We start from the raw sequence: 15,563 nt of genomic DNA on the forward strand, positions 1-15,563 counted from the left end.
AGGCCCGCACAGCGGGCCCGACGAACTTACCCCAGCCGCCCTTTAGGCGCATACGGCGCCGGATCGATGATCGGCGCACGCCCCAGCAGCAGGTCGCTGAACAGTTGGCACGACGCCGGCGCCAGCACCAGCCCGTTGCGGTAATGCCCGCAGTTTAGCCATAGCCCCTCATGCCCCGGCACCGCGCCAATGTAAGGGATGCCTTCCGGCGACCCAGGGCGCAGGCCAGCCCAGTGCCCCACCACCTCGGCATCTGCCAGCGCCGGCAGCAGCTCCACCGCCGAAGCCTTCAGACTCTCAAGTGCATCCGCGGTCGGGGTCTTGTCGTAACCGGCATGCTCCAGGGTGCTGCCGACCAGGATATGCCCATCGCGGCGCGGGATCGCGTAGCGGCCCTTGGCCAGGACCATGCTCGGCAGAAAGTCCTCGGCGCACTTGAACAGGATCATCTGCCCTTTCACCGGTTCCACCGGCAGGCTCAGGCCCAAAGTCTGCAGCAGATCGCCGCTCCAGGCACCGGCACTGAGCACCACCTCGTCGGCAGCCAGCACACCCTGCTCGGTACGTACCCCGGCGACACGCCCGCCTTCATGGACAAAACCGCTGATCTGGCAATGCTCGCGCAGGGTCACGTTGGGCAGCGCCAGCAGCGCCGCCTTGAGCGACTTCACCAGTCGCGGGTTGCGCACGTTGGCCACGCCCGCCATGTACACGGCGCGGCGGTAGCCCGCACCCAGCACAGGCACCGCGTCATAAGCAGCCGAGATATCCACGGCGCTGAGCGGCCGTTGCTCACGCGCCGCCCAGGCCAGCGCCTCGGCTTCGTCGTCCAGGTCCAGCCAGTACAGCCCGGTGGTGTGGACCTCCGGGTCGATGCCGGTGCTGGCGAACAGACGCTCGCCCAGCTGTGGATAGAAATCCTGCGACCAATGCGCCAGCGCCGTCACCGCCGGGCTATAACGCCAGGGGTACAACGGCGAGACGATGCCGCCACCGGCCCAGGACGACTCACGCCCTACTTCGCCCTGGTCGCACACCACCACCCGGTCGACATCCGCCGCCAGGTTCAACGCCGTCAGCAGGCCGATGACGCCACCGCCGACAATCACTACTTGCTTGCTCATCGTTCGATCCAACACCTGAAGTAATTCCACGGTGCGCGGGCACCTTTTGATCTTCAGCTTCCCCAGCATGTCTGCTCGTCTTCGCTGCCGCCCGGGTTGTCACGCACGCCAGCGTGATCGAGGCGGAAGTCGCCACAGCGGTCGCCTGCCATGAACGTCTCCGTCACACGGCGGGCAAGCAGTGTGAAAGCGTCTTCGTCGCGCTGAGCCTGCAGGCGGTAGTAGCGGCTGCCAGCCGACAATACCGTGACGAGTTGCTCGGTGTCGGCGTAGCCGCCGACATATGCGCGATGCTGTTCCAGGCGCAACGCCGCATCCTGCAGCAGCCCGACCACCTCGCCGCGCGCGGCACGCCGTAGCTGGTCGCTGTAACTGGGGTAGGCAATGGTTGCCAGCATGCCGATCAGCGCCACGACAATCAATAATTCGATCAGACCAAGGCCCCGCTGCATATCAGCCCTCCTCCAGACGCTGCCGCCAGCTGATGCGTCCGATACTGCCCTGCCCGTCCACGGCATAGACCGCTTCCAGGAATTGTCGGCCACGCACCTGGCGGCTCAGCGCCGTGATCCGCACGAGGTCGACCCGCTCGTCCTGTGGCAGGCCGACGGCACGGAGTGTTTGCCCCAGGTGCTGGAGCAGCACGTAGCCACTGTCGGTGGTTCGCCACGGCGCGGCAGGTGATGCCGTCGGCAGCTCAGGCGGCAGGCAGTCAAGACACAACGCAGGCAACCCGCCTTGCAGCAACGCGGCCCCTTCCACCAGGCTGGCTTCGGCTTGTTCGAAGGCCTGCGCCCTGCGCCATTGTTCGCCGACCTGCCGCGCCTGCAGCAAGGCCTCGCGCATGCCCAGCGCGGTCAGCAGGCCAAGCAGCAGGCTGAGGCTCAGGGCCAGCAAGAGCACCACCCCACGCTGGCGAATCATGCGCCAGCCCCAGGATTGCGCACGGCCACGCTCAGGATATGGCGCTGCTCCAGCCGGTGATCACGGTCCTGCATGAGCAACTCGATGTCGACGCGACCGTCGCCCTGACGCACCCGCAGGGCCCGGACATTATCGACCAGGCTGGCGTGCTGGGCGTTGCTGGTGAACAACAGGCTGCCATTGCGCACCCGGTAGGTAACCCGGCGCACCGGCAAGGCCAGCTGGGCATCGCCAGGTACATGCTGCCCACGCTGGACCCGCGCCCAACTGCGACAATCGGTTAGCACGGTCCAGTCCGGCGCACCGAGCAATCCCGGCAGCTCGGCGCCTACCAGCGTGAGGCTGTCAGCGTTGACCTCGATCGGCCTGGCGAAGGCTAGCGCAGCCTGCGGATCGGCGAAGTCTGCCGCCTCCAGGCGCAGGCAGCCGAACATGCCCGCCATGCGGATATCCTCGGCCAGGCGCTGCAGGACCAGGCGCGCATCGTCCTGCAGCCTCGCCACCGCGCCTTGCAGCCGCCAGGCCTGATAGGCCTGGCCGAACAACTGGCCCGCCGCCACCAGCAACAATGCCCCCAGGGCCACGGCCAGCAACACCTCGACCAGCCCGGCGCCCGCTTGCCCGCGTTTCATGGCAGTACCTTGCCCTGCAACTGCAAGGCCGGGCGGCCCTCTGCCTGGGCCGGCCAGTTCACCTGCAGCTCCAACATGCCGGCGTGGTGCCTGATCCGCCCCTGTGCCGAGGCGCCAAGCACCTGGGTAACCCGCGAGCGCCAGGCACTCTCCTCCACCGCTTCGAGCGTGCCGCTGGCCCTCACCTGCTCGAGCATGCCCTGGGCCAGTTGCAACGCCTGACCGTCGCGCCGGGCGCTCTCGGCCGCCTGCATGCCACGCACCTGCAAGGCCGCTGCGGCGAACACCCCAAGCGCCAGCACCGTCATCGCCAGCAGCACCTCCAGCAGCGTCATCCCGCCTTCCTTCGCTCGCATCGTCGCCCTCCTGGGATCTTTCCTCGCCGTCTGCCCGAACCGGCTGACTGGCGCCTCGCGCGGCCAGGCCGGAAGCTACAGCGAAGCACTTCCAGGGAGGAATGCACGGTGAAGCAACAAGGCGTAACACTGCTACAAATGATGTGCGCACTGACGATTGGCAGCCTACTGACATACCTGGGGGCAACGTCCTACGCCAGGCTCGGCGAAACCCTGCAACTGGCCGCCGTCGCCCGGGAACTGGCGCAGGCACTGCGCGCCGCGCGCAACCAGGCCGCGCTGCAACAGCAGGCGCTGACGGTTCATCCATTGGAAGGTGACTGGGGCAAAGGTTGGCGCGTGTCGCAAGAGCACGACGGCCAGATGTTGCGCGAACATCGTCTGGCCAGGCCGGTGAAGGTGGTGGCCAGTTCCACGCGGGAGGTGCGTTTCAGCAGGCGTGGCGCGCCGATAGGGGTCGGCTTTGTCGGCATCACGCTGGACATCTGCCAGCGCAGCGGGCCTGGCAGCCAGCATCAGGTGGTGCTGAGCCCCAGTGGCCGGGTCAGCCTGCGCAGCGACGAGGACCGCCGCTGTGCAGGTGACTAAGTCAGATCAGCGAGCGAACCCGCAGTTCCTTGGGCATCGAGAAGGTGATGTTCTCTTCGCGGCCGTCGAGCTCTTCGGCGCCGGTGGCGCCCCAGGCCTTGAGCTGCTCGATCACGCCACGCACCAGCACTTCGGGCGCCGAGGCACCGGCGGTGATGCCGATGCGCTGGACACCGTCGAACCAGCTGCGTTGCAGGTCCTCGGCACCGTCGATCAGGTAGGCCGGGGTGCTCATGCGCTCGGCCAACTCGCGCAGACGGTTGGAGTTGGAGCTGTTGGGGCTGCCGACCACCAGCACCACGTCACACTCGTCGGCCAGTTGCTTGACGGCGTCCTGGCGGTTTTGCGTGGCGTAGCAGATGTCGTCCTTGCGCGGGCCACCGATGTTCGGGAAGCGTGCGCGCAGGGCGTCGATCACCCGGCTGGTGTCGTCCATCGACAGCGTGGTCTGGGTGACGAAGGCCAGGTGGTCGGGGTCGTTCACCTGCAGCCTGGCAACATCGTCCTCGTCCTCGACGAGGTAGATGGCACCGCCGTTGCTGGCGTCGTACTGGCCCATGGTGCCTTCGACTTCCGGGTGCCCTTCATGGCCGATGAGAATGGTCTCACGGCCATCACGGCTGTACTTGGCCACCTCGATATGCACCTTGGTCACCAGCGGGCAGGTGGCATCGAACACCTTCAGGCCACGGCCCGCGGCTTCCTGGCGCACGGCCTGGGAAACGCCATGGGCGCTGAAGATGACGATGACGTCGTCCGGCACCTGGTCCAGCTCTTCGACGAACACCGCGCCACGGTTGCGCAGGTCTTCGACCACGAACTTGTTGTGCACCACTTCGTGGCGCACGTAGATCGGCGGGCCGAAGACTTCCAGGGCGCGATTGACGATCTCGATCGCCCGGTCGACCCCCGCACAGAAGCCGCGCGGGTTGGCGAGTTTGATTTGCATGCTCGGCTCCAGGCTCACACGGCCTTCACGTCGAGGATCTGCACCTCGAAGTTCAAGGTCTTGCCAGCCAGTGGATGGTTGAAATCGATGGTCACCTGGTTATCGTCGAACGCTTTTACCACACCTGGCAGTTCGGTGTTGGCGGCATCGTTGAAGATCACCAGCAGCCCTTCGGACAGCTCCATGCCTTCGAACTGCGAGCGCGGCATCACCTGCACGTTCTGCGGGTTGTGCTGGCCGAAGGCGTTCTCCGGGGCGATGCTCAGCTTGCGCTGGTCACCGGCCTTGAAACCGAACAGGGCGTTCTCGAAGCCCGGCAGCAGGTTGCCGTCGCCGACCTTGAACGTGGCCGGGGCCTTGTCGAAGGTGCTGTCGACGGTGTCGCCGTTTTCCAGGTGCAGCGCGAAGTGCAGGGTGACTTCGGTGTTCTGGCCGATACGGGTCTCAGTCATGGACGGCTTCCTCGGACTTCTTGCTCTTGAACATATCCAGCGCCAGCATCACCGCGCCCACGGTAATGGCGCTGTCGGCCAGGTTGAAGGCCGGGAAGTAGTGGCGGTTCTGCCAGTGCACCAGGATGAAGTCGACCACATGGCCGAGCACCACGCGGTCGTACAGGTTGCCCAATGCACCGCCCAGCACCAGGGCCAGGGCCACGGCCAGCCAGGTCTCGTTACGCCCCAGACGCTTGAGCCAGACCACCAGCACGGCGCTGACCACCACGGCGATCACGGCGAACAGCCAGCGCTGCCAGCCGGAGCTGTCGGCCAGGAAGCTGAACGCCGCGCCGGTGTTGTAGGCCAGTGTCCAGCTGAAGTAGTCAGGGATGACCACGATCTGCTGGTACAGGCTCAGCGCGCCCTCGAAGTAGACCTTGGTGGCCTGGTCGAGGACCAGCACCACCAGGCTCAGCCAGAGCCAGGCAAGGCGCCCGAAACGCCCCGCGGACGCATTAGGCATAGTGGCGCACCTCGCCCGAACCGCTCAGGTTGTCGACGCAACGGGCGCAGATTTCCGGATGCTCCGGGTGGCTGCCCACATCGGCGCGGAAGTGCCAGCAACGGCCGCATTTGACATGGCCGGACTTGACCACCTTCAGCTTGAGACCTTCCACTTCGGTTGCCACGGCATCGGCCGGGGCCTGGACGAACGGCACCACGCTGGCGGCCGAGGTGATCAGCACGAAGCGCAGCTCGTCGCCGAGCTTGTTCAGGTCGGCGGTCAGGCCCTCTTCGGCGAACAGGGTGACTTCGGCCTGCAGGTTGCCACCAATGACCTTGGCGGTGCGCTGGTTCTCCAGCTCCTTGTTGACCGCCGCCTTGACCGCCATCACGCGGTCCCAGTAGGCGCGGTCCAGCTCGGCGTCGGCCGGCAGTTCCGTCAGGCCCTGGTACCAGGTGTTGAGCATCACCGACTCGTTGCGCTCGCCCGGCAGGTACTGCCAGATCTCGTCGGCGGTGAACGCCAGGATCGGCGCGATCCAGCGCACCAGCGCCTCGCTGATGTGGTACAGCGCGGTCTGGCAGGAGCGGCGGGCGACACTGTTGGCGCCGGTGGTGTACTGGCGGTCCTTGATGATGTCGAGATAGAAGCCACCGAGCTCCTGCACGCAGAAGTTGTGGATCTTCGAGTAGACGTTCCAGAAACGGTACTCGCCATAGTGCTCTTCCAGCTCGCGCTGCAGCAGCAGGGTGCGGTCGACCGCCCAACGGTCCAGGGCCAGCATGTCCTCGGCCGGCAGCAGGTCGCGGGCCGGGTCGAAGCCGGACAGGTTGGAGAGCAGGAAGCGCGCGGTGTTGCGGATGCGGCGGTAGGCGTCGGCGCTGCGCTGCAGGATCTGCTCGGAAACGGCCATCTCACCGGAGTAGTCGGTGGCGGAGACCCACAGGCGCAGGATGTCGGCACCCAGGGTGTTGTTGACCTTTTCCGGCTCGATGGTGTTGCCCAGCGACTTGGACATCTTGCGGCCGTTCTCGTCCACGGTGAAACCGTGGGTCAGCAGCTCGCGGTACGGCGCGTGGCCGTCGATGGCACAGCCGGTCAGCAAGGAAGAGTGGAACCAGCCGCGGTGCTGGTCGGAGCCTTCCAGGTACAGGTCGGCGCGCGGGCCGGTGGCGTGGCCGATATCGTGGGAGCCGCGCAGCACGTGCCAGTGGGTGGTGCCGGAGTCGAACCAGACGTCGAGGGTGTCGGAAATCTTGTCGTACTGGCCGGCTTCATCGCCCAGCAGTTCGGCGGCATCCAGCTTGAACCAGGCCTCGATGCCTTGCTGCTCGACGCGCTTGGCCACTTCCTCCATCAGCTCGACGGTACGTGGGTGCAGTTCACCGGTCTGCTTGTCCAGGAAGAACGGGATCGGCACGCCCCAGTTGCGCTGACGCGAGATGCACCAGTCCGGACGGTTGGCGATCATCGAGTGCAGGCGCGCCTGGCCCCAGGCCGGAACGAACTTGGTCTCTTCGATGGCCTTGAGCGAGCGCTCGCGCAGGTTGTCGCCGCTGGTGGGCTGCTTGTCCATGCCGACGAACCACTGCGCGGTGGCGCGGTAGATCAGCGGGGTCTTGTGGCGCCAGCAGTGCATGTAGCTGTGGCTGATGGTTTCGGTGTGCATCAACGCGCCGACTTCGCTGAGCTTGTCGACGATGGCCGGGTTGGCCTTCCAGATGAACTGGCCGCCGAAGAACGGCAGCGACTCGACGTACACGCCGTTGCTCTGCACCGGGGTGAGGATGTCGTCGTTGACCATGCCGTAGCGCTTGCAGGTGACGAAGTCATCTTCACCGTAGGCGGGCGAGGAATGCACCACGCCGGTACCGGCGCCCAGCTCGACGTATTCGGCCAGGTAGATCGGCGACAGGCGGTCGTAGAACGGGTGACGGAAGTTGATCAGCTCGAGGGCCGAACCCGGGGCGGTGGCGATGACCGAACCTTCCAGGGCATAGCGCTTGAGGCACGACTCGACCAGCTCTTCGGCCAGCACCAGCAGGCGCTCGCCGGTATCGACCAGGGCGTAGGTGAAGTCCGGGTGGATGTTCAGCGCCTGGTTGGCCGGGATGGTCCACGGGGTGGTGGTCCAGATCACGATGGCGGCGGGCTTGGCCAGCGCGGCCAGGCCGAAGGCAGCGGCCAGCTTGGCCTCGTCGGCGACCGGGAAGGCGACGTCGATGGTCTGGGACTTCTTGTCGGCGTACTCGACTTCGGCTTCGGCCAGGGCCGAACCGCAATCGAAGCACCAGTTCACAGGCTTCAGGCCTTTGAACACGAAGCCTTGCTTGACCATCTCGGCCAGGGCGCGGATCTCCCCGGCCTCGTTGGCGAAGTTCATGGTCTTGTACGGGTTGTCCCAGTCACCCAGCACGCCCAGGCGGATGAACTCGGTCTTCTGCCCTTCGATCTGCTCGGCTGCGTACTCGCGGCACAGCTCACGGGTGCGGTCGGCGGACAGGTGCTTGCCATGGGTGACCTCGACCTTGTGTTCGATCGGCAGGCCGTGGCAGTCCCAGCCCGGTACGTACGGGGCGTCGAAGCCCGACAGGGTCTTGGAGCGGACGATCATGTCCTTGAGAATCTTGTTCAGCGCATGACCGATATGGATCTTGCCGTTGGCATAGGGCGGGCCGTCGTGCAGGACGAACTTCGGACGATCCTTGCCAATTTCGCGCAGCTTCTGGTACAGGCCAATGCTGTCCCAGCGCTGCAGGATCTGCGGTTCGCGCTGAGGCAGGCCGGCCTTCATGGGGAAGGCGGTGTCCGGAAGGTTAAGCGTGGCTTTGTAGTCGGTCATTTCAGGCTCTTCGTTAGCGGTTGAGCGTGCCAGTGGGCACGTGCGGCGGCGATGTCCGCGTCGATCGCCGACTTCAGCGCCTCCAGGGAGGCGAAACGCTGCTCTTCACGCAGCTTGTGGTGGAATTCCACCGTCAGGCGCCGGCCATAGAGGTCACCGGCGTAGTCCAGGAGATGAATCTCCAGGTGAGGACGCCCGTCACCGGCAACGGTGGGGCGTACTCCGATATTACCGACACCCGGCCACTGCTGGCCGTCGATCTCGATGCTGGCCAGGTAGACCCCGGACAGCGGCACGCGACGGCGCTTGAGCTGGATGTTGGCGGTAGGGGTGCCGAGCTGGCGGGCCAGCTTCTGGCCATGCAGCACGCGGCCGGTAATGCGGTACGGGCGGCCCAGCAGGTGTTCGGCCAGCTCGAAGTTGCCATCGGCCAGGGCCTTGCGCACTTCGGTGCTGCTGACCCGCAGGCGGTCCTGGATGACCGTGTTGGCCGCCTCGACGCTGAAGCCATGGCGCTTGCCGGCTTCGGTGAGGAAGGCGAAATCACCGGCGCGGTCGCAGCCGAAGCGGAAGTCGTCGCCCACTTCGAGGTGGCGCACGCCCAGGCCATCGACCAGCACCGCCTTGACGAACTGCTCGGCGCTGAGCTGGCTCAGGCGCTGGTTGAACGACAGGCACAGCACCCGGTCGATGCCCTCGCCGGCCAGCAGCTCGACCTTGTCACGCAGGCGCGCCAGGCGGGCCGGCGCGGTATCCGGGGCAAAATACTCGCGAGGCTGTGGCTCGAAGATCACCACGCAGGTGGGCAGGCCGAGTTCCTGGCCACGTTCGCGCAGGCGCGCGAGGATCGCCTGGTGGCCGCGGTGGACCCCGTCGAAGTTGCCAATGGTGGCGACACAGCCCCGGTGCTCGGGGCGCAGGTTGTGAAGACCTCGAACCAGCTGCATAACGCGCTTCTTGCTCATAAAGTGGCCGATTATAACCACACCCGGGCGCTGGTGACAGGCAGCAGCGCCACCACGGGGTATGGAATGCGAAAAACCGACGCCTGACCCTTTTCGCGCCTCAGTGCAGCGCCTTGCGGGCGAAATGCCGTGGGCGGAAACCACACAGGTACAGGCAACCGAAATAGGTCACCACACCGGCGACGATCAGAGCGCCCAGGCGCACGAAGCGCTCGAGCATGTTGCCCTGCTCCCAGGCCGGCATGTAGTGCATGCCCAGCAACAGCACGCCCGACATCAACGCCACTGCCAGCACCAGCTTGAGCAGGAACATCGCCCAGCCCGGTTGTGGCTGGAACAGTTGCTGGCTGCGCAGCTTCCAGTACAGCAGGCCGGCGTTCAGGCAGGCGCCCAGGCTGATCGCCAGGGCCAGCCCGGCATGGGCCAGCGGGCCGACAAGGGCCAGGTTGAGCAACTGCGTGCACACCAGCGTGAACACCGCGATCTTCACCGGTGTGCGGATATTCTGCTGCGCATAGAAGCCAGGTGCCAGCACCTTGACCAGGATGATCGCCATCAGCCCCACCGAATACGCGACCAGCGCCCGCTGGGTCATGGCTGCGTCGAAGGCGGTGAACTTGCCGTACTGGAACAGCGCCACGGTCAGCGGTTCGGCGAGGATGCCCAGGGCCAGGGTGCAGGGCAGCACCAGCAGGAAGCACAGGCGCAGGCCCCAGTCGAGGATCCTTGAATACTCCTCACGGTCCTGGTTGGCGTAGGTCTTGGCCAGGGTCGGCAGCAAGATGGTGCCCAGGGCCACGCCCAGCACGCCGGAGGGCAGCTCCATGAGGCGGTCGGCGTAGTACATCCAGGACACCGAGCCGGCCACCAGGAAGGAGGCGAAGATGGTGTTGATGATCAGCGAGATCTGGCTCACCGATACCCCAAGGATCGCCGGCAGCATCTGCTTGAGCACGCGCCACACGCCGGTATCGCGCAGGTTCAGGCGCGGCAGCACGAGCATGCCGATCTTCTTCAGCGCCGGCAGCTGGTACAGCAGTTGCGCCAGGCCACCGGCCAGCACGCCCCAGGCCAGGGCCATGATCGGTGGGTCGAAGTAGGGGGTGAGCAGCACGGCGAAGGCAATCATCGCCACGTTGAGCAGCGTGGGGGTGAACGCCGGCACGCTGAAGCGGTTCCAGGTGTTGAGGATCGCACCGACCAGCGACGACAGCGAGATCAGCAATATATAAGGAAAGGTCACCCGCAGCAGCGCGGTGGTCAGCTCGTACTTCTCGGTGCTGTCGACAAACCCAGGTGCCGTGACCCAGACCACCCAGGGCGCGGCGAGGATGCCGATGACGGTGACCACGGCCAGGATCAGGGTCAGCAGGCCACTGACATAGGCGACGAAGGTACGGGTGGCCTCCTCGCCCTGCTGGGTCTTGTACTCGGCAAGGATCGGCACGAAGGCCTGGGAGAACGCGCCTTCGGCGAAGATCCGCCGCAGCAGGTTGGGCAATTTGAAGGCGATGAAGAAGGCATCGGTAGCGATGCCGGCGCCGAACACCCGCGCCAGGATGGTATCGCGCACGAAGCCGAGCACCCGGGAAATCATGGTGATGGAGCTGACCGCGGCCAGGGATTTGAGCAGGTTCATCGAAAAGTTTCACGCCAGGGGCAGAGGACGCTGCCAGACAGCGTCCGAATGTGCGATACTCCCGCGCCTTCGCAGGGGAGCCAAAAATTCCCGAGTTTACAGGTCGTGCGACAGAAAGGAATATTTCCCTCCTGTTGGCTCACCACTCGGCGGAACCTTGCAGGTGGCCTTGACATCCGATCGACTCATCGGCATGATTCGCGGCCTATTTTGTTTGCTATTTACCTAAAGTCTTTCGAGGAGCTCGACGGTGGCCAACTCACCTTCCGCCAAGAAACGTGCAAAACAGGCTGAGAAGCGTCGCAGCCACAACGCCAGCCTGCGTTCCATGGTCCGTACCTACATCAAGAATGTAGTCAAGGCCATCGACGCAAAAGACGCCGAAAAAGCGCAAGCCGCTTACGTTCTGGCTGTACCTGTAATCGACCGTATGGCCGACAAGGGTATCATCCACAAGAACAAAGCTGCTCGCCACAAAGGCCGTCTGAATGGCCACATCAAGGCACTGAAAGAAGCTGCAGCTGCCTAAGCGACGTTCTTGTCGAAAAAACCGACCCTAGGGTCGGTTTTTTTATGCCTGTGATTTTTCTCGTTACTCGCCAAAACTGCATTAGCGTCGGTGCCTTCGAGGCAACCTGCAAGCCGGCTGCCACAGAATATCGAATGGCCCGAGGCCAATGCGGTCGGCGTGGGAGCCGGCTTGTCGTGACGAAGAACCGCGGCGAAAGGGCCGCATAGCGGCCCATCCCATCATTACTTGCCGATCTGGATCTTCGGCGCCCACTGCATCCACTCATCCTCCGGCTTGTCGAACAGCGCAAAGGTCTGCTGCGGTCGCGCCGGGTTGCCCATCTGCTCGCCATCGGGCGTGGCGAAGGCAATCCCACCCTCGATCAAGGTCTCCACCGACTCGGTACGCACCGTGGCGCCCTTGAACAGGCCCCAGTCGAAGCCGAACCCACTGCTGTTCCAGAAGCGGCTGCCGCCACGCACCAATCCGGCGTAGCGAGGCTCGATAAGGATGTGGATAAGTACCCGGTCGGCGGTCTGACCCAGTTCGAAGCCGGTGACCTTGCCCACTGCGATCTCACGGTAGGTGACCGGCACGCCCGGCTTGATCGAGCCACGGCGCGCCGCGCTCAAGGTCAGCGGCAGGCCGACCTCCTCGCCTTTCACCTCGGGGGCATCGCCCAGGGCGATGAAGTCACGCTGCGGCCCTTTATCCTTGAGCGCTGGCAGCACCTCCAGGTATTGGCCGCCGATCAGCGTGTCGAGATTCTGGGTACGCACCAGCCCCAAGGCAGGCTTGACCACCCAGAACTGCGTACCCACGCGGGCGATACGCTCGGCCGCCTGAGTAATCCGCGCACGGAGCAGGACCGCCTGCAGGTCGCCAGTCAGGTCGACGCTCTCTACGCTGCCCACGTCCAACCCGCGGAAGCGGATCGGCGTGCCCGGCTTCAGGCCATCGGCGCGGTCCACGCGAATGGTGATCAGGGTACCGGCACGGTTGGCCGCGTCCTGGCTTTCATGCAGGCGGAAACGCGGGATATGCCGTTTGAGCGGTACATCCGGTTTCGGCGTGTCGAAGGCGATACCGCCGGCCATGAGCGTCTGCAGCGACTCGCTCTTGACCTGGATACCCGACAGGCCACCGGTAAGGGTGATGCCACTGGCATTCCAGAAGCGCGTGGAACCGTTGACCAGGTTGGCGTATTCCTTCTCGATGTGCACGCCAATCAGGATGCGCTTGCTGTTGCGAGCGAACTGGTAGCTCTGCACGCTGCCCACGCGCACCTGGCGGTACATCACCGGGCTGCCCACTTCCAGCGAGCCCAGGGTGTCGGCGAACAGCACCATGTGCAGGCCGGGCGCCTTCAGGTCCAGTGGTGGCGCCTTGGGACGCGCCTCGAACTCGCGCAGGGGCTTGGCGCCTGGCTCGCCCGGGCGGACCGCAATGTAGTTACCCTTCACCAATGCCTCGAGGCCGGTGATACCGGCAAGCGAGATCGAAGGCTTGACCACCCAGAACTGCGTGCCTTCGACCAGGTAGTCCTCGGCCAGTGGGTCGAGGGTCAGCTCGGCCGTTGCACTGGCAAGGTCATTTTCGACCTTGAGATCCTTGAGCGTGCCCACCTGGATGCCCTTGTACAGCACCGGTGTACGCCCCTTCTGCAAACCTTCGAAATCACTGAGCTTGACCTTGACGCGGATGCCGGCCTGGGCCGCGTCGAAGTCCTCGTACAAGCGGAACGGCAGGCTTGGATCGGTGGGCGGGCTGTCCTTGCGGTTCTCCGGCGTTGCAAAGGCGATGCCCCCGGCCACGATGCTCGACAGCGATTCAGTGCGCACCTTTACCCCGGACAGGTCGGCATCGATGCTGACCCCGCTGGCGTTCCAGAAACGTGTGTGCTTGCGCACCAGGCTGGCATAGGCTGGCGCGATGAACACCTTGATCTCTACCGTGCCCTGATCTTCAGACAGCCGATAGCTCTTCACCCGACCGACCTGGATCTGCTTGTAGAAGATCGGACTGTCGCGGTTGAGCGAGCCCAGTCGCTCGGCCTTGAGGGTCAGGTGCAAGCCCGGCTCGGCGTCGGACAGTGGCGGAGCTTCCTTGAGCGCGGTGAAGCGCTTGGTAGGCTCCCCCTCCCCGGGATCGACGGCAATGTAGTTACCTGAAACCAGTGTCTCCAGGCCCGAGATACCTGCCAGGCTGACGCTCGGCTTGACCAGCCAGAAGCGCGTGCCCTTGGTCAGGTGCGGGCCTGCCTCCTTGCGCATCTCGACGGTGGCGACGACGCCACGGCTGTCCCCTTTGTCATCCAGCACCAGGGCGACCACCTTGCCCACCGACATGCCTTTATAGATGACCTCGGTCTTGTTGGCGACGATGCCCTCGCCACTCTCGAAGCGCACCTGTATCTCGATGCCGGCATCCTTGTAGGCTTGCCATGCCAGCCAGCCACCGATCGCCAAGGCAATCAGCGGCAGGATCCAGATGGCCGACCAGTTCGAAGCTGGGCGGGTTTTAGCCGTAGGCAAGTCACTCATGGTCGTCATCCGACTCCGTGTTGTCCCAGATCAGTCGGGGATCGAAAGTTAAAGCGGCGAGCATCGTCAGGATCACCACAGTGGCGAAGGCGACAGCGCCCAGGTTGGCTTCGACACTGGCGATGCGGCCGAAATTCACCACGGCCACGAGAATGGCGATGACGAAGATGTCCAGCATCGACCAGCGGCCGATGAATTCGATGAAGCGGTACATCAGGATGCGCTGCCGTGCGGACAGGGGCTGGTGGCGTTGCACCGAATAGAGCAGCAGGGCGATACCCACCAGCTTGAAGGTGGGCACCAGGATGCTTGCGATGAACACCACGGCGGCGATCGGCAACATGCCGTGCTTCATCAGGGTGATGACGCCAGACATGATGGTGTCCGGGCTGCCCTGCCCCAGGGCACTGACGGTCATGATCGGCAGCACATTGGCCGGGATATAGAGAATCATCGCCGTGACCAGCAGCGCCCAGGTACGCACGATACTGTTGGGCCGCCGAGCGTGCACCACCGCACCGCAGCGGGTGCAGGCCTGCGAGTTGCTGCCAGGCTCATGGCGGTTCAGCTCATGGCATTCATTACAGACCAGGATGCCTGCATCAATCGCCCGCATGGACATCCTCCCCCGACAAGGCCACCCAGATCTGGTGCGGCGACATGACCACCTCGAGCCAGACCTGCACCAGCAGCAGGCTGATGAAGCAGAACAGGCCCAGGCCGATGCTCAGCTCGGCCAGGTCGACCAGCTTGACGATGGCCACCAGCACGCCCATGAAGTAGACCTCGAGCATCCCCCACTCACGCAGGTGGTGGTAGATACGATAGATCAGCAGGCCATAGCTGCGACCGAAGTCGAAACGGATGCTCAGCAGCACCGCCAGCTGGCACAGCAGCTTCAGCAGCGGGATGGCCATGCTGCACAGGAACACCACCACGGCGATGCCGCGCATCTCTGAGTTGTACAGGCCGAGCACGCCACTCCAGACTGTATCGTCGGAGGTCTGACCGAGCAGGTGCAATTGCATGATCGGCAGGAAGTTGGCCGGCACGTACAACAGCAGCGCCGTCAGCACCAGGGCGAGGCTTCGATTGACCAGGTTGTGGCGATGGGCATAGAGCTCATAGCCGCAGCGTGGGCACAGGGCCTTCTCGTCATGCTGCAGGGTTGGCTTGCGCATCAGCAGGTCGCACTCGTGGCAGGCCACCAGTTCATCCAGCGGCAGCTGCGCGAGCGCTTCGGGTTCGACAGGGTTAGGCATAAAGGGGTTCTGAATGGATGCGTCGGCTCTATTCTAGTGTTCCGACTCGAATTGTGGGAGATGGCCATATGAGGAGCTGTATCGGTGTTCGAGTCACACTTTCCATGAGCGTGGCCCCCAGGGCGCCGCTGACGCGGCGCATCGCCGGCGAGCCGGCTCCCACACCGACCGCGCAGTAGCTGTGAGAACTGGCTTGCTGTCGATATGGCCTGGCGTATCGCCGGTCGCGCAGAACCTGGGGGTACCGGCTTGCTGTTGATATGACCTGGCCGATTTCCCGAGCGCA

At 64.6% G+C, this 15,563-nt stretch carries 16 protein-coding genes; 2 read left to right on the forward strand and 14 right to left on the reverse strand.

Annotated features, from left to right (window positions below):
- Positions 1-26: 26 nt before the first annotated feature.
- The 5 genes from thiO to pilV are packed head-to-tail and all read right to left on the reverse strand — an operon-like array spanning position 27 to position 3,036.
- Positions 27-1,124 (reverse strand): glycine oxidase ThiO, encoded by a 1,098-nt coding sequence (gene thiO, locus ACQ4OD_RS25400; RefSeq protein ID WP_110700060.1) that lies wholly within the window; start codon positions 1,122-1,124, stop codon positions 27-29.
- Positions 1,125-1,177: 53 nt separating this feature from the next.
- Positions 1,178-1,576, reverse strand: a complete 399-nt coding sequence (locus ACQ4OD_RS25405; protein ID WP_258701313.1) for a type IV pilin protein — start codon at positions 1,574-1,576, stop codon at positions 1,178-1,180.
- 1 nt (position 1,577) lies between these two features.
- Positions 1,578-2,048 (reverse strand): hypothetical protein, encoded by a 471-nt coding sequence (locus ACQ4OD_RS25410; RefSeq protein ID WP_430945149.1) that lies wholly within the window; start codon positions 2,046-2,048, stop codon positions 1,578-1,580.
- The gene (locus ACQ4OD_RS25415) at positions 2,045-2,680 is read right to left on the reverse strand and encodes a PilW family protein (protein WP_430945150.1); all 636 of its coding nucleotides are present in this window, start codon (positions 2,678-2,680) and stop codon (positions 2,045-2,047) included. The genes ACQ4OD_RS25410 and ACQ4OD_RS25415 overlap by 4 nt, the downstream gene beginning before the upstream one ends.
- A complete protein-coding gene (gene pilV, locus ACQ4OD_RS25420; protein ID WP_430945151.1) occupies positions 2,677-3,036 on the reverse strand; it encodes a type IV pilus modification protein PilV in 360 nt (119 codons plus the stop codon). The genes ACQ4OD_RS25415 and pilV overlap by 4 nt, the downstream gene beginning before the upstream one ends.
- Before the next feature lie 108 nt (positions 3,037-3,144).
- Between pilV and ACQ4OD_RS25425 the strand changes: the two genes are divergently transcribed.
- Positions 3,145-3,624 (forward strand): GspH/FimT family pseudopilin, encoded by a 480-nt coding sequence (locus ACQ4OD_RS25425; protein ID WP_430945152.1) that lies wholly within the window; start codon positions 3,145-3,147, stop codon positions 3,622-3,624.
- A gap of 1 nt (position 3,625) precedes the next feature.
- Here ACQ4OD_RS25425 and ispH read toward each other — a convergent pair whose 3' ends face one another.
- The 6 genes from ispH to murJ form a co-directional block, all read right to left on the reverse strand.
- Complete coding sequence (gene ispH, locus ACQ4OD_RS25430; protein WP_102682157.1) at positions 3,626-4,573, reverse strand: 4-hydroxy-3-methylbut-2-enyl diphosphate reductase; 948 nt, start codon at positions 4,571-4,573, stop codon at positions 3,626-3,628.
- Between the two features lie 14 nt (positions 4,574-4,587).
- Positions 4,588-5,025: an FKBP-type peptidyl-prolyl cis-trans isomerase gene (locus tag ACQ4OD_RS25435; protein WP_023629753.1), complete on the reverse strand. Its 438-nt coding sequence runs from the start codon at positions 5,023-5,025 to the stop codon at positions 4,588-4,590.
- Positions 5,018-5,533: a signal peptidase II gene (gene lspA / locus ACQ4OD_RS25440; protein WP_102682158.1), complete on the reverse strand. Its 516-nt coding sequence runs from the start codon at positions 5,531-5,533 to the stop codon at positions 5,018-5,020. The genes ACQ4OD_RS25435 and lspA overlap by 8 nt, the downstream gene beginning before the upstream one ends.
- On the reverse strand, positions 5,526-8,357 hold the full coding sequence (ileS, locus tag ACQ4OD_RS25445; RefSeq protein ID WP_110700075.1) for an isoleucine--tRNA ligase: 2,832 nt from the start codon (positions 8,355-8,357) through the stop codon (positions 5,526-5,528). The genes lspA and ileS overlap by 8 nt, the downstream gene beginning before the upstream one ends.
- Positions 8,354-9,304 carry a bifunctional riboflavin kinase/FAD synthetase gene (gene ribF / locus ACQ4OD_RS25450; RefSeq protein ID WP_430945153.1) on the reverse strand — a complete coding sequence of 317 codons (951 nt, stop codon included), beginning with the start codon at positions 9,302-9,304 and terminating at the stop codon, positions 8,354-8,356. Before ribF ends, ileS begins: the two co-directional genes overlap by 4 nt.
- A gap of 118 nt (positions 9,305-9,422) precedes the next feature.
- Entirely contained in the window at positions 9,423-10,961 is a 1,539-nt protein-coding gene (gene murJ, locus ACQ4OD_RS25455; RefSeq protein ID WP_139668861.1) for a murein biosynthesis integral membrane protein MurJ, read from the reverse strand.
- A 250-nt stretch (positions 10,962-11,211) separates the two neighbouring features.
- Here murJ and rpsT point away from each other — a divergent pair, with 250 nt between their 5' ends.
- Positions 11,212-11,490, forward strand: coding sequence for a 30S ribosomal protein S20 (gene rpsT / locus ACQ4OD_RS25460; RefSeq protein ID WP_023533220.1), 279 nt, complete (start codon positions 11,212-11,214; stop codon positions 11,488-11,490).
- A 224-nt stretch (positions 11,491-11,714) separates the two neighbouring features.
- On the opposite strand, the gene ACQ4OD_RS25465 is transcribed toward rpsT, so the two are convergent.
- From ACQ4OD_RS25465 to ACQ4OD_RS25475, 3 genes are read right to left on the reverse strand one after another with little or no spacing between them, the layout of a single operon-like run.
- On the reverse strand, positions 11,715-14,015 hold the full coding sequence (locus ACQ4OD_RS25465; RefSeq protein WP_430945154.1) for an MlaD family protein: 2,301 nt from the start codon (positions 14,013-14,015) through the stop codon (positions 11,715-11,717).
- The gene (locus ACQ4OD_RS25470) at positions 14,008-14,631 is read right to left on the reverse strand and encodes a paraquat-inducible protein A (protein WP_198755440.1); all 624 of its coding nucleotides are present in this window, start codon (positions 14,629-14,631) and stop codon (positions 14,008-14,010) included. Before ACQ4OD_RS25470 ends, ACQ4OD_RS25465 begins: the two co-directional genes overlap by 8 nt.
- A complete protein-coding gene (locus tag ACQ4OD_RS25475; RefSeq protein WP_139668857.1) occupies positions 14,618-15,277 on the reverse strand; it encodes a paraquat-inducible protein A in 660 nt (219 codons plus the stop codon). Before ACQ4OD_RS25475 ends, ACQ4OD_RS25470 begins: the two co-directional genes overlap by 14 nt.
- Positions 15,278-15,563: the final 286 nt, after the last annotated feature.

It is taken from the genome of Pseudomonas sp. WC1 (assembly GCF_050586565.1).
Taxonomy (GTDB): Bacteria; Pseudomonadota; Gammaproteobacteria; order Pseudomonadales; family Pseudomonadaceae; genus Aquipseudomonas.

Excerpts from the sequence above, each read along its gene's own strand:
- thiO (WP_110700060.1), bottom strand. The coding sequence starts at position 1,124 with ATGAGCAAGCAAGTAGTGATTGTCGGCGGTGGCGTCATCGGCCTGCTG.
- ACQ4OD_RS25405 (WP_258701313.1), bottom strand. The coding sequence starts at position 1,576 with ATGCAGCGGGGCCTTGGTCTGATCGAATTATTGATTGTCGTGGCGCTG.
- ACQ4OD_RS25410 (WP_430945149.1), bottom strand. The coding sequence starts at position 2,048 with ATGATTCGCCAGCGTGGGGTGGTGCTCTTGCTGGCCCTGAGCCTCAGC.
- ACQ4OD_RS25415 (WP_430945150.1), bottom strand. The coding sequence starts at position 2,680 with ATGAAACGCGGGCAAGCGGGCGCCGGGCTGGTCGAGGTGTTGCTGGCC.
- pilV (WP_430945151.1), bottom strand. The coding sequence starts at position 3,036 with ATGCGAGCGAAGGAAGGCGGGATGACGCTGCTGGAGGTGCTGCTGGCG.
- ispH (WP_102682157.1), bottom strand. The coding sequence starts at position 4,573 with ATGCAAATCAAACTCGCCAACCCGCGCGGCTTCTGTGCGGGGGTCGAC.
- ACQ4OD_RS25435 (WP_023629753.1), bottom strand. The coding sequence starts at position 5,025 with ATGACTGAGACCCGTATCGGCCAGAACACCGAAGTCACCCTGCACTTC.
- lspA (WP_102682158.1), bottom strand. The coding sequence starts at position 5,533 with ATGCCTAATGCGTCCGCGGGGCGTTTCGGGCGCCTTGCCTGGCTCTGG.
- ileS (WP_110700075.1), bottom strand. The coding sequence starts at position 8,357 with ATGACCGACTACAAAGCCACGCTTAACCTTCCGGACACCGCCTTCCCC.
- ribF (WP_430945153.1), bottom strand. The coding sequence starts at position 9,304 with ATGCAGCTGGTTCGAGGTCTTCACAACCTGCGCCCCGAGCACCGGGGC.
- murJ (WP_139668861.1), bottom strand. The coding sequence starts at position 10,961 with ATGAACCTGCTCAAATCCCTGGCCGCGGTCAGCTCCATCACCATGATT.
- ACQ4OD_RS25465 (WP_430945154.1), bottom strand. The coding sequence starts at position 14,015 with ATGAGTGACTTGCCTACGGCTAAAACCCGCCCAGCTTCGAACTGGTCG.
- ACQ4OD_RS25470 (WP_198755440.1), bottom strand. The coding sequence starts at position 14,631 with ATGCGGGCGATTGATGCAGGCATCCTGGTCTGTAATGAATGCCATGAG.
- ACQ4OD_RS25475 (WP_139668857.1), bottom strand. The coding sequence starts at position 15,277 with ATGCCTAACCCTGTCGAACCCGAAGCGCTCGCGCAGCTGCCGCTGGAT.